This is a genomic window from Pseudomonas sp. B12(2026), assembly GCF_057767015.1.
The window spans coordinates 4111394-4124718 of sequence record NZ_CM173430.1; the positions used below are offsets into that span (position 1 = coordinate 4111394).

The 13325-nt window shown below is 65.5% G+C and carries 11 protein-coding genes; all 11 read right to left on the minus strand.

From position 1 onward, the window contains the following. Position 1: 1 nt before the first annotated feature. Positions 2-1783 carry a flagellar basal-body MS-ring/collar protein FliF gene (fliF, locus tag AC3B6A_RS19000; RefSeq protein WP_488398659.1) on the minus strand — a complete coding sequence of 594 codons (1782 nt, stop codon included), beginning with the start codon at positions 1781-1783 and terminating at the stop codon, positions 2-4. Between the two features lie 11 nt (positions 1784-1794). Beyond that, on the minus strand, positions 1795-2127 hold the full coding sequence (fliE, locus tag AC3B6A_RS19005) for a flagellar hook-basal body complex protein FliE (RefSeq protein ID WP_488398660.1): 333 nt from the start codon (positions 2125-2127) through the stop codon (positions 1795-1797). A 1027-nt stretch (positions 2128-3154) separates the two neighbouring features. Further along, a protein-coding gene (locus tag AC3B6A_RS19010; RefSeq protein ID WP_488397875.1) for an IS3 family transposase occupies positions 3155-4296 on the minus strand; the annotation gives its coding sequence in 2 pieces (ribosomal slippage) (positions 3155-4044 and positions 4044-4296; 1143 coding nt in all). Positions 4297-4509: 213 nt separating this feature from the next. Continuing rightward, positions 4510-5922, minus strand: coding sequence for a sigma-54-dependent response regulator transcription factor FleR (fleR, locus tag AC3B6A_RS19015; protein WP_488398661.1), 1413 nt, complete (start codon positions 5920-5922; stop codon positions 4510-4512). 5 nt (positions 5923-5927) lie between these two features. Next, positions 5928-7124 (minus strand): sensor histidine kinase, encoded by a 1197-nt coding sequence (locus tag AC3B6A_RS19020; protein WP_488403635.1) that lies wholly within the window; start codon positions 7122-7124, stop codon positions 5928-5930. Positions 7125-7274: 150 nt separating this feature from the next. Further along, positions 7275-8750, minus strand: a complete 1476-nt coding sequence (locus tag AC3B6A_RS19025; protein ID WP_488398662.1) for a sigma-54 dependent transcriptional regulator — start codon at positions 8748-8750, stop codon at positions 7275-7277. Positions 8751-9011: 261 nt separating this feature from the next. Then, positions 9012-9308 (minus strand): flagellar protein FliT, encoded by a 297-nt coding sequence (gene fliT, locus AC3B6A_RS19030; protein ID WP_488398663.1) that lies wholly within the window; start codon positions 9306-9308, stop codon positions 9012-9014. Positions 9309-9322: 14 nt separating this feature from the next. Further along, positions 9323-9703 carry a flagellar export chaperone FliS gene (gene fliS, locus AC3B6A_RS19035; protein WP_488398664.1) on the minus strand — a complete coding sequence of 127 codons (381 nt, stop codon included), beginning with the start codon at positions 9701-9703 and terminating at the stop codon, positions 9323-9325. 117 nt (positions 9704-9820) lie between these two features. Further along, on the minus strand, positions 9821-11263 hold the full coding sequence (gene fliD, locus AC3B6A_RS19040; RefSeq protein WP_488398666.1) for a flagellar filament capping protein FliD: 1443 nt from the start codon (positions 11261-11263) through the stop codon (positions 9821-9823). A gap of 82 nt (positions 11264-11345) precedes the next feature. After that, positions 11346-11702, minus strand: a complete 357-nt coding sequence (locus tag AC3B6A_RS19045; RefSeq protein WP_488398667.1) for a flagellar protein FlaG — start codon at positions 11700-11702, stop codon at positions 11346-11348. Positions 11703-11780: 78 nt separating this feature from the next. After that, positions 11781-13250, minus strand: a complete 1470-nt coding sequence (locus AC3B6A_RS19050) for a flagellin (RefSeq protein ID WP_488398668.1) — start codon at positions 13248-13250, stop codon at positions 11781-11783. Between the last annotated feature and the right edge of the window lie 75 nt (positions 13251-13325).

Genomic DNA, 13325 nt, shown 5'->3' on the forward strand with positions numbered 1-13325 from the left:
GTCACTCATCGGAATTGATCCACTCTTTCACCACCTGAGCGACACGCCCGGGGTCCTGCGCGACCAGGCTCTTGATCGCGTTGAGCTGCGCGTCGTAGCCCTCGGACGGGCTCGGCAGCAGGATGCTGGCGGGGCCGCCGAGGCTGACGCGGTCTTCCGACAGCTCGCCTTCCAGGCCGCCCAGCTCGCCCAGCCCGGCGTCGCCGCCGGCCACCAGGGCCTTGCCCTTGCTGCCCGACAGGTTGTTCAGCACCGGGCGCAGCACGCCCAGCACCAGCACCAGGATGAAGACGATGCCCAGCACCTGCTTGACCACGTCCCAGAACCACGGCTGCGAGTAGAACGGCGGGGAGGCGATTTCCTCGCCCTGCTCGGGGGCGAAGGGCGCGTTGATCACGCTGACGCTGTCGCCGCGGCTGGCGTCGTAGCCCACGGCGTCCTGCACCAGGCGGGTGAAGCGCGACAATTCGTCGGCGCTCCACGGCTTGTGGGTCACCTCGCCGGTCTTGGCGTCGGTGATCATCCGGTCATCCAGCACCACCGCGACGGAAAGCCGGCGCAGGCGGCCCTGCTGCTGCTTGGTGTAGCTCACCGAGCGGTCCAGCTCGTAGTTACGGGTGTTCTGCTGGCGCTTGTCGGTCGGATACGGCGCCAGTTCCGGCCTGCCGGTCTTCGGATCGATGATCGGCTGGCCGTTGGCGTCCTTCAGCGGCTGGCCCGGCGCGACGAAGTCGGACGGCGCGTTCTGCGCGGTGGTCTGCGGTGCGCTGGCCGGCCCTGGCGGCTGGTTCGACAGCGCGCCCGGCACGCCCTGCGGGCCGTTGCTGTTCTGCCGTTCCTCGTTGTTGGTCTGCTCGCTGCGCAGCGCCGGCTGGTCCGGGTTGTAGGACTCGGAGGTGGACTCCACCGCGCTGAAGTCGACGTCGGCGGCCACTTCGGCCTTGTAGCGGCCGCTGCCCAGCACCGGCTGCAGGATGCTGTGCACGCGCTGGGTGAGGTTGCCCTCCATGCGCCGGGTGAAGTCGAACTGCTTGCCGGCCATGGTCAGCTCGGAGAGCTCCTGCTGGTCGGAGAGCAGGTTGCCCTTCTGGTCGACCACCGTGACCTGGCCCTTGTCCAGTTCCGGCACGCTGGTGGCGACCAGGTTGACGATCGCCAGCACCTGGCTCGGCTCCAGGCTGCGCCCCGGATACAGCTCGACCAGCACCGAGGCGCTGGGCTTGCGGTCGTCGCGGACGAACACCGAGCTCTTCGGGATGGCCAGGTGCACGCGGGCGGCCTTGACGTTGTTCAGGCTGGAAATGGTGCGCGCCAGTTCGCCTTCCAGGCCGCGACGGTAATTGGTCGCTTCCATGAACTGGCTGGTGCCCAGCGCCTGTTCCTTGTCGAGGATCTCGAAGCCGACGTTGCTGTCGGTCGGCGCCACGCCGGCGCTGGCGACCTTCATGCGCGCGCGGCCCAGGTCGTCGGCCTTGACCAGCAGCGCGCCGGAATTGGGTTCGATCTTGTAGGCAATGTCGGCGGCGCCCAGGGCCTCGACCACCTTGTTGGCGTCGACGCCGTTCAGGCTGCCGTACAGCGGCTTGTAGTCCGGCTGCTGCGACCAGAGCACCATGCCGAAGCCGATGGCGATGCTGGCGGCGAGGCCGACCAGCAGGCCGACCTGGCGCAGCACGGGCATGTCCGCGAGGTTCTCGAGGAAGGTCAGGCCCAGCAGCGGCTTTTTCGGCGCATCGGCGCCGAGCTTGGCGGGAACCTGACTGTCTACGCTGGCGTCAGCCATGACCTGCTACCTCAGACCGGCATCTGCATGATGTCCTGGTACGCCTGGACGAGCTTGTTGCGTACCTGGGTCATGGCCTGGAAGGACACGCTGGCCTTCTGCGAGGCGATCATCACGTCGGTGAGATCGACGCCGCTCTGGCCGACTTCGAAGGCGGATGCCATGTCGGTGGCGACCTGCTGGGTGCCGCTCACCTTGTCGACCGCCTGGGTGAGCATCTGCGAGAAGCTCGGCGCGCCCGGCTCGGTCGGTTGCGCGGACTGCGCCTTCGACTTGGCCATGGCCTCCATCTGCATGGAGCGCATCTCCAGCAGCAGACGATTGAATTCGACACCCTGACTCATTACCTACCCCTCCGACTGGCCGCGGTTTTTTGACGCCGCGCGGCGCTTTGCACAGGGGATTGCAACTTGGGTGCCAACAAATTGGTGATGGGGGTAGCCAGGAGGGTTGGATGGGATATTCGGGCAGTGGGTCGCATAACGCCTCAGGGGTGTCTGCCGTTGTGCGGGATTTTTCGGGGGGCGTTGTGTGCGCTCGGCTCCTGTAGGAGCGGACCTTGTCCGCGATGCTTTTTGTTTTTCGGGGTTGGGTGTTTCTGCGCCGCTTCGGCGTGTGCTGGGAGATTGGGTTTCGCCCTCCCGGGCGAGTCCCTTTTGGGGCCCCAAAAGGAACCAAAAGGGCCCGTCCCGACATCCGGGTCTTCGCTGCGCTCAGACTCCCCTCGCTCCGGTATCGCTCCGAGGGTCGGCTTGCAAGGGCCATCCATGGCCCTTCAAGCCTCTCGCGGCATCCATGCCGCTCGCCCCTCTGCGCAATACCTCCACTCGGCCTCCTGACGGGACTCTGCGCGCGCCGGGTATTTTGGTGTGACAGACAGAGCCAGGGCTGAAGGATTTGCGCGTCGTAGGATGGCGTGGAGCGAAGCGATACCCATCGATGATTTGTGCCGAGATGCTTTTCGTAGGAGCGGACCTTGTCCGCGAAGCTCTTGAGCGGGGCTGATCGCGGACAAGGTCCGCTCCTACACGAGCAAATCCGGGGCGCGCTGTGCTTTGGGCTTTGGCTTTTGAAGACTTCCAGAGAAATCTCCGCGCGCACCGGAGCGCCCCTTCAGGAGGCCGAGCGGAATCGGAGTTTCAGGGGTTGAGCGGCATGGATGCCGCGAGAGCGTTGTCGGGCCAGGGATGGCCCGTCAACGCGGGCCCCTGAAACTTCGATGGAGCGAGGGAACCCCGGCGAAGCCGGGGCCGGATGCAGGGGCACAGACCTTTGCCTCCTTTGGGTCGTTTGCCAAAGGAGGTCGCCCGAGGGGGCGAAACAAGAAGCCCCAGCTGAAGTGGTCAAGTAAAACTGGACACCGGTTTAGGTCTATCCGGTCAGCTCTTCGCGCTGTGCCGGGGTCTGGTAATCGTTGTGGCGATGTGGCCGTTGATGGTTGTAGTAATCGGTCAGGTAACGCAGCACATCGGCCTCTGCTTGAGTCTGATCGACGTAGCCGGAAGACGGCACCCACTCCGACTTGAGGCTTCTAAAGAAACGCTCCATCGGGGCGTTATCCCAGCAGTTTCCTCGACGACTCATGCTTTGCCGGATGTGGTAGCGCCAGAGCAATTGGCGGAATTCGAGGCTGGTGTAATGACAGCCCTGGTCGGAGTGAAACATCAGTTGCTGTGGTTTGCCCCTGGCTTCGTAAGCCACCCGCAAGGCACGCCCGGTGAGTTGTGAGTCTGGACGGTTGGACACGGCCCAGCCGACGATCCGGCGCGCATACAGGTCCATCACCGCCGCCAGGTAGATCCAGCGACCACCAGCCCAGAGGTATGTCACATCCCCACACCACACCTGGTTGGGGCGGTCCACATTGAAGCGACGCTCCAGTTCGTTGGGCGCGATGACGCTTTGTTCCTTGGCGACCCGGTAGCGATGTTTACGGCGCTGCGTACTGACCAGCCCGATCTCTTTCATCAGCCGGGCAGCCAGGTAACGGCCCACGGTATGACCCTCGTTGCGCAAGGCGGCCGACAGGGTTCGGGCGCCAGCTGCGCACCGGCTCTGGGCATGCAACTCCATTACGCGTCGACGCAGCACTTCCCGTCGTCTGCAGACAAGGGCCTGGCGCTGGTGGGCCGCGTAGACACTGCTGCGATTCACGCGGAATAACCGACACAGTTCTGTACGCGAATGCTGCTCGCCCAATGCCTCGACCAGTCTGATTAATCGAGAGCGTCCGACATCAAGAGAGCGGTAGCCTTTTTTAGAATCTCTTTCTCCCGCTCCAAACGGCGGACTTGCGCCTCCAGCTCCTGAATACGCCGCTGTTCCGCCGTCAGCGCCTTGCTATGCGCCGGCGTCTGACCGCCACGCTCCAGCTGCAACTGCGCCACCCAACGACGCATCGCCGTGGGCCCTACCCCCATCGCCTTGCAGGCGGCCGGTACCGAATAGCCTTGATCCACCACCAGGCGGGCGGCTTCCAGTTTGAAATCCGGACTGAATGATCTTCTGCTCATGAACACCTCTGCTGTGGGCGAAGCTTAACGCCCTATCGGGGTGTCCAGAATCATTAGGCCACTTCAAGCACACGCCGAAGCGGCGCAGAAACACCCAACCCCGAAAAGCAAAAAGCATCGCGGAGAAGCTCCGCTCCTACGGGAGCAAATGCACACAACGCCCCAGGAAAAACCCCGCACAACGGCGAGCCCGGAGGCAGAACGCATCAAGCGTCAGCTGGCGTAGAGATAAGCCTCCACATCCATCCCCGCATCACGCATCTGCGCCAGCTTGTAGCGCAAGGTGCGCGGGCTGATCCCCAGGCGCTCGGCAGCCTCCTTGCGGCGGCCGCGCTCGCTGCGCAGGGTGTCGATGATCATCTGGAACTCACGGCGCTTGAGGTCTTCGCCCAGGGCGCCGGCATCCTGCACGGCAGGCGCCGGAATCTCGACGCCGGCCGGAACCTGCGCCGCCGCCGACGACACAGCCGCCAGCGCCGGGCGCGGCGCCAGGCCGATGGGTGCGCTCAGGCACAGGTCGGCGGCCTGCACCTGGCCGCCCTGCTGCAGGATCAGCGAGCGCTGGATGGCGTTGTCCAGCTCGCGCACGTTGCCCGGCCAGGGATGCGCCAGCAGCGCGGCGCGGGCATCGGCGCAGAGGCTGACCGGCGCCAGGTTCATCTTGCGCGCGTACTTGGCCAGCAGGCGCTCGGCCAGCGGCAGGATGTCCGCCGGGCGCTCGCGCAGCGGCCGCCAAGCCAGCGGGAAGACCGAGAGGCGGTAGTACAGGTCCTCGCGGAAGCGCCCCGCCGCCACTTCGCCGAGCAGGTCGCGGTTGGTGGTCGCGAGCACGCGGATGTCCAGACTGATCGGCTTGCGCGCACCGACCCGTTCCACCTCGCGCTCCTGCAGCACGCGCAGCAGCTTGGCCTGCAGGCCCAGCGGCATCTCGGAGATTTCGTCGAGGAGAATGGTGCCGCCGTCGGCCAGCTCGAACTTGCCCGGCTGGGCGGCGATGGCGCCGGTGAAGGCGCCCTTCTCGTGGCCGAACAGGGTGGCCTCGAGCATGTTGTCCGGGATCGCCGCGCAGTTGATCGCCACGAAGGGCTTGGCCGCGCGCGGCGACTGCTGGTGGATGTACTGCGCCAGCACTTCCTTGCCGGTGCCGGACTCGCCGGAGATCAGCACGGTGGAATCGCTGCGCGCGACGCGGGCGGCCAGTTCCAGCAGTTGCCGGCTGGCCGGTTCCAGCGCCACCGGACCGTCGCCCTCGGCACGGGCGACGGTGCCCAGCGCATGGCGCGCCACCAGCTCCAGCAGGGCCTTGGGCTCGAAGGGTTTGACCAGGTAATCCGCCGCGCCCTGGCGCATGGCTTCCACCGCGCGATCCACCGCGCCGTAGGCGGTCATCAGCAGCACCGGCAGCTGTGGATAACGTGCGCGGATCAGGCCGAGCAACTGGTGCCCGTCCATGCCCGGCATGTTCACGTCGCTGATCACCAGGCTGAAGGCGTCCTTCTCCAGGGCCGGCAGCGCGGCCTCGGCGCAGTCGACGGCGACGAAGTCGTGCCCGCCGAGCATCAGGGTGTCGGAGAGGGCTTCACGCAGGGCGCGGTCGTCTTCGACCAGCAGGACTTTGGCGGCCATGGTGTTCATTCCTTGTGAGCGATGGATTGGGCCACGATCAGCGGCAGGATCAGGGTGGCGCAGGTGCCACGGCCGGGGCGCGAGCGCAGGCGCAGCTCGCCCTGGTGCGCCTTGGCGACGGCCTTGACCACGGCCAGCCCGAGGCCGGTGCCGGTGGTCTTGGTGGTGAAGAAGGGCTCGCCCAGGCGCGCCAGGGTCTCGGCGCTCATGCCCGGGCCGTTGTCGCTGATGGACAGGCGCAGGCTGTCGCCGCGCGCATACAGGTGCACCTTCAGGCGCACATCGCGGCCGGCGGCCTGGATGGCGTTTTCCACCAGATTGAGCAGCGTGCCGACCAGGGTGTCGCGGTTGCACAGCAAATCGCCTTCGCGGGCGTCGCACTGCCAGCGCACGTTCAGCCCGGCGACGTGGGATTCGGCGGCGGCGCGCAGGCTGGCGAACAGCTGCGGCGGCGCCAGGCGGTCCGGCAGCGGCAGCTCGCCACGGGCGAACACCAGCATGTCGCGCACCTGGTTTTCCAGCTCGTGCAGGCGCTCCTTGAGGCGCCCGGCGAAGCGCTGCTGCTGCTCCAGCGGCAGCGCCTGCTCGCTCAGGTGGCCGGCGTAGAGCATCGCGGCGGACAGCGGCGTGCGGATCTGATGGGCCAGCGAGGCGACCATCCGGCCCAGCGCGGACAGGCGCTCGTGGCGCGCCAGCTGGTCCTGCAGGCGGCGGGTTTCCGTCAGGTCGTTGAGCAGGATGAGCTGGCCGGGTTCGCCGTTCAGCGAGCGGATGGCGATGGACACGCGGCGTCCATCGCGCAGGGAAACTTCATGGCCGTCGTCGGCGCGCGGGGCGAAGCTGCGGGAGATCACCTCGCGCCAGAGCATGCCCACCAGCGGCTTGCCGAGCAGTGCGCAGGCCACCGGGTTGGCGTCGCGCACCACGCCCTGGCCGTCGATCACGATGACGCCGCCGGGCAGCACGTCGAGCAGGCTCTGCAGGCGGTTGGCCAGGCGCTCCTTCTCGGCCAGTTCCTGGATGCGCTGGGCGCTGACCAGGGCCAGCTGGCCCTTGAGCTCGGTGACGCGCGCCTCCAGCTGGCTGTAGGACTCGCTGAGCTGGTTGGACATCTGGTTGAACAGGGCAAAAGCCTGTTCCAGGTTCGCGCGGCTGCTCTCCTCCACCGACCTGTTCTCGTCGACAGGCACCTGGAAGGGCATTTCGGGCTGGCGTTGGGCGACTGGCATCATGCGGTTCTCTCATCCGTCCGACGTCGTAGAACTGTCGGTCGGATGAGTCTTAGCAAACCGCGTGCCTAAAAATTACCCTTTGATTTTCAACGACTTGCAGAAAAGAGTGTGACGGAGGCGTCAATCCTCCGCCATTTCCTCTTCGCGGCGGCTCATGCCGTACTTACGCATCTTCTCCACCAGGGTGGTGCGGCGGATGCGCAGGCGCTCGGCGGCACGGGCGACGACGCCGGCGGCATCGTCCAGCGCCTGCTGGATCAGGCCCTGCTCGAGGTTGGCCAGGTAATCCTTCAGGTCGATGCCTTCGGCCGGCAGCATGGCCGGCGAGTCGAGGCCCGGCAGGCCGGCGGTGATCGCCGCGCGCTCTTCCAGTTCCTCGCGCAGGCTGCTCGCCAGTTGCTCGTCCTCGTCGTCGACGTGGCGGAATTTCTTCGGCAGCTCGCCGACGCCGATCACCCCGTAGGGATGCATGATCGCCAGGCGCTCGACCAGGTTCGCCAGCTCGCGCACGTTGCCCGGCCAGTCGTGGCGGCAGAGCGACATGATGGCCGCGGAGTTGAAGCGGATCGAACCGCGCTTCTCGTGCTCCATGCGCGAGATCAGCTCGTTCATCAGCAGCGGGATGTCCTCCACGCGCTCGCGCAGCGGGGCCATCTCGATGGGGAAGACGTTGAGGCGGTAGTAGAGGTCTTCGCGGAAGCTGCCGGCCTCGATCATCTTCTCGAGGTTCTTGTGGGTGGCGGCGATGATGCGCACGTCCACGTTCTGCGTCTTGTTGCTGCCCACGCGCTCGAAGGTGCGCTCCTGCAGCACGCGCAGCAGCTTGACCTGCATCGGCAGCGGCATGTCGCCGATCTCGTCGAGGAACAGGGTGCCGCCGTTGGCCAGTTCGAAGCGCCCGGCGCGGCTGGTGATGGCGCCGGTGAAGGCGCCCTTCTCGTGGCCGAACAGTTCGCTTTCCAGCAGCTCCGCCGGGATCGCGCCGCAGTTCACCGGCACGAAGGGCGCGTCGCGGCGCTTGGAATGGTAGTGCAGGTTGCGCGCCACCACTTCCTTGCCGGTGCCGGACTCGCCGAGGATCAGCACGCTGGCGTCGGTGTCGGCGACCTGTTGCATCATCTGCCGCACCTGCTGGATGGCGCGGCTGGTGCCCACAAGGCTGCGGAACAGGTTGGGCTCGCGCTGGCGGCCGCGTTCGCGGGCCTGGTCGTACATCTCGCGGTAGACCTGGGCGCGGTGCAGGGAATCGAGCAGCTTGTTGTAGCTGGGCGGCATTTCCAGGCTGGCCAGCACGCGGCGGCGCAGCTCCTCGGGCCAGTCGCCGGGGGCCGGTTCGCCGAGCAGCAGCACCGGCAGGTATTCGTCCCAGACCGCCAGCTGCTTGAGCAGCTCCAGCGATCCGCCCTTGCCTTCCACGTTGCCGAGCAGCACGCAGAGTACGTCGCGGCTGCCGTTGGCCAGCGCATCGACCGCCTGGCGCCAGTCGCGGCTGCCACAGCAGAGTTGGTCCTCGCCAAGGAAACCGAAGATGACCGAAAGGTCACGACAGCGTTCCTGGTTATCGTCGATCAGGAGGATCTTGGTTTCGCGCCACATCTTTAGCTTGTCATCCCAGGGCTTTGAGGCTGTCGAACGGCAGCTGACACGAGACCGGCGACACGCATTTCCCGTGGTCGCCAGCATTTGGCCACTAGTAAAGTCAAAAATGTGGCAAGAGTCAAATTTATGGCGTGTTTTTTTTGATGACGACCGACGAAAGGGTTGATCCCGGTCATGGCATTGGAACTGTGACACAGTTCGCGGAGGGGACGGCGACCGCGAGGGGCGGTCGTCGCCGGAAGACTTCGGCGTCGGGGATCAGCCGAACATCTGGTAGACCTTGGCGCCCTGGCTGGAGCGACGCACGGCGGTCAGTTCCTCGCCGATGGAGGTGCGCTGGGCGGTGCAGACCGCGACCAGCTCGCCATAGAGCGCCAGCAACTGCTCCATGGAATCGCGCAGGGCCTGCTCGTCGCGCCCGGCGTCCTGCATGGCCACGTCGACCTGCTCGCGGCACTTCTGGTCCAGTTCGCCGATGGCGTCCCAGTCCTGGCTGTACATCGCGGCGGAAAGCGCGACGCGGGTTTCGTTGAGTTGTTGCATGGCCTGGTTCATGACTCGTCCTTCCTTCAGGCGGCGATCGAATCCCAGCCCGACTTCACTTCGCGCAGCAGGCCGGATACTTCGTCGAGGATCGCGGCGTCGCCATTGCGGTTGGCCTCCAGCAGACGCTCGGTCATGTAACCGTAGAGGCTGTCGAGGTTGCGCGCCAGTTCGCCGCCCTGCTCCAGGTTCAGCGCCTCGCGCAGACCGCCGACGATGCCGATGGCCTTGCTGATCAGCTCGCCACGCTCGGCCAGCTGGCCGCGCTCGATGGCGCCGCGGGCCTGCGCCATGCGCTCCAGGCCACCCTGCATCAGCAGCTGGATCAGGCCGTGCGGCGAGGACTCGGCAACGCGCGATTCCAGGCTGACTTGCTGGTATTGCTTCATGGCTCTCATGGCGTACATGGCAGGCTCCTGCGGGGAATTCATCTACTGGCCAGGGTATCGGCCGGCAGCGCGGGAGCTTGAAGGGTTCCTGAAGTTTTTTTGTCGCGCCCGGCTCGAATCCGGGCGCTCGTCCGATCAGTTATTGGAGAACGGCAAGCTGGCCAACTGGCTGGCCAGGCTGTTGGTGGTCTGGGTCAGCTTGCTCACCAGCGAGTCCATGGCGTTGTACTGCTTGTACAGGCGGTCCTGCAGCGCGCTGATGCGGCGATCCAGCGCGTCCTGCTGGTCGTCGACGCTGTTCAGGGTCTTTTGCAGAACGCTGTTGCGCTGATCGAGGATGCCGTTGGAGTCGGTGTACGGCTTGAGCCTGGAGTCCAGCCGGGTCGCCAGGCCCTTGTCGCCGGTGAACAGCGAGGCGACGGACTCGAAATCTTCGCCGACGGCCTTGCCCAGCTTGTCGCTGTCGATTTCCAGGGTGCCGTCGGGCTTGGTGGTGACGCCAAGGTCCGCCAGCACGCGGATATTGCCGTCGCTGCTGCCCTGGGTGCTCACCAGCTCGTTGCGCACGGTGCTGAGCAGCGAACGGGCGGTGGCATCGCCGACCAGTGCGCCGGTGACGGGCGCCTTGTCCTCACCCACCGAAGTGACCTTGGTCTGGGCGTTCACATAGCTGATCAGGGTGTTGTAGGCGTCGACGAAGGACTTGATGTTGTTGGTCACCGTGGACCGGTCCATATCGACGGTCAGGGTGATCGGCTTGTCCGCTTCGGTCTTGCTTTTCAGGTCGATGGTCACGCCTTCGATGGCGGTCGACACGCTGTTGCTGTCGCTCTTGACCTCCAGGCCATCGACGCTGAGCAGCGCGCTCTGCGCATGGGTGATGAAGCCGCCGTCGCCGTTGGTTTTCTGCGCATCGGTCAGCTTGGACAGGTCAGCCGCCGTGGCCGGGTCGAAGGCCAGCTTGCTCAGCGCCTGGGTACCGCCGGAGCCGCTGTCGCTGGCCTCGATCTTGATGTCGTTGCCTTCGCCGGTCTTGCTGCTGGAGATGACCAGGCGCGAGCCCTGCGAATCGTTGACGATGGTGGCGGTAACGCCCTGGCCCTTGCCGGCCTTGTTGATCGCATCGCGCACACCCGCCAGGGTGTTGTTGCTGCTGTCGATGGTGATGTCGTCGAGCTTGACGTCACCCACCGAGATTTTCAGGGTGCCACTGTTGAAGGTGGAGGCAGTGTCGCCGGGAACCGCTCCCAGGGCGATCTTGCTGCTGGTCGCCAGTTGCTGCACCTGGATCTGGTAGGTGCCGGGAGCCGCGGCTTCGGTCGCCTTGCCGCTGAACACGGCGGTGTCCGACGAGGTGAAGCTGCGCGCCTGGAACTGGGTGACGGAGTTCAGCTTGGACAGGGCGGTCTGGAAAGTGCTGATGGCACTCTTGAGCCCCCCGAGGGCGGTGATCTGGGTGGTGGTCTTCTTCTCCAGCGCGTCGATCTGGTTCTGCTTCGGAGCTTTCTCCGCGTTAACCGTCGACGCCACGATGCTGTCGATATCGATCCCGGACCCCAGTCCCGTGATGCCTGCCATGTCCCACCTCCGTCAAAAATCCGTTCGCACACTCCGATCCGTGGATCAGAGCAATTGCCGTACCAGTTCCAACAAGGCCGCGTCAGGCCTGGGCTTCGAAGATCAGGCTACGCATATCGTCGAGCCGGGCGGCAAGTTTCAGCACTTCCTCGGAAGGAATCTGCCGCACCACCTTGCCGGAGTCGCCATCGATGACTTTCACCACCACATCGCCGGTCGCGTCATCGATGCTGAAATTGAGATTGCGGCGGACACCCTGCACATGCTTCTGGATATCCGCGACGGCGGCATCCAGTCGTGCGCGGGCATCGCCCTGCCCTTTCGCATCCTTGCTCTCCCCGTCCGGCCGGCTGGCGGCGGTGGAGGTCGCTGGAAGCGCGGAGTCGGTACGCGAAGCGCCCTTGAACGCCGAAAGCCCGGCTATGTTTCCAACGTCCATCGTTCACTCCCTCACAAAGCCAAAAAGGAGGAAGGGTTGCCCCTTCCTCCTGTCGTCGGATCGAAGACCCGTCAACCGTTAGCGCAGCAGGCTGAGCACAGACTGCGGCAGCTGGTTGGCCTGGGCCAGGATCGCGGTACCGGCCTGTTGCAGCACCTGGTTCTTCGACAGGGTCGCGGTTTCCGCGGCGAAGTCGGTGTCCTTGATGCGGCTGCGGGCAGCGTCGGCGTTCTCCGAGATGTTGGTCAGGTTGGAGATGGTGTTGTCGAAGCGGTTCTGCACGGCACCGAGGTCGGCACGCTGGGCATCGATCGCGGCCAGGGCGTTGTCGATCACGGCGATGGCGCGCTGGGCACCGTCGGCGGTGGAGATGTCCACGTCGGCTACCGAACTCTTCTTGGCATTGGCAGCGCCGAACAGCTCGGCCGAAGCACCGGCACCGGCTGCCGGAGTGGCTACCGAGAAGGAGGTCGGGGAGTTCAGCTGGACGTAGCCGACGATGCTTTCATCAGCGGTGCCGATGTTGGCTGCGGCGGAGAACTTGCCGTTGGCGTCCTGCACCTGTGCCTGCATGGTGACGTTGCCGGTGATGGTGCCGAAGGAAACGTTCTCGCCGGTGGCGGATTCCACGGTCAGCACGCCATCCTTGTCCAGGTTGGCTTTCAGGCCCAGTTTGGCCGAGTTGGAGTTGATCTGGTCGGCCAGGTCGGCGGTGGAGGTCACACCGACGAAGTCGACGGAGCGGGCATCGGTGCCACTGCCAACGGTCATGGTGAAGTCAGCGGTGTCGCCGGCGGCCGGCTGGGTGACTTCGACCTTGAACACGGTGCGGGCGTTGGCGGTCAGGCCGGAAACGGCGCCGTCGAACTTGGCGGCCAGGCTCTTGGCGCTGTCGTCCGCGGCAACGGTGACGGTCTTGGACTGGCCGTTGCCTACGACGGTCAGGTCGCCGGCGGTGAAGGCGGCGGTAGCGTCGGCTACCACGCTACCGGTGACGGTGGGGGTGGCTACAGTGCTGTCGCTACCAACCTGGTAGGAGCCGATGGCGGACGCCGAAGCATCCTTCAGGCTGACGTCGATGGTTTCGTAGGCGTTGGAACCGACCTGGAAGCTGGAGGTACCGAAGGAGCCGTCGAGCAGCTTGCGGCCACCGAAGGTGGTGGTGTCGGCGATACGGGTCAGTTCGGCCTGCTGGGCAGCTACTTCCTTCTGCAGGGCGGCGCGGTCGGCGTCGCTGTTGGAGCCGTTGGCGGACTGCAGGGACAGGTCACGGATACGCGACAGGATGTTGGTGGACTGCTGCAGGGCACCTTCAGCGGTCTGCGCCAGGGAGATACCGTCGTTGGCGTTGCGGGTGGCGACGTTCAGGCCGCTGATCTGGTTGGACAGGCGGTTGGAGATCTGCAGGCCGGCGGCGTCGTCCTTGGCGCTGTTGATGCGGTAGCCGGTGGACAGACGCTGCAGCGAGGTGTTCAGCGAGTTGGACGAGCCGTTGAGGTTGCGCTGGGTGTTCAGGGAAGCAATGTTCGTATTGACGGTAAGGGCCATGATGGTCTCCTTCAGAGGTCCTGTTCGTTCCTGAGCTTGCGATATCTCGGCCTGCTTGCTCAGGGACACCAAGAA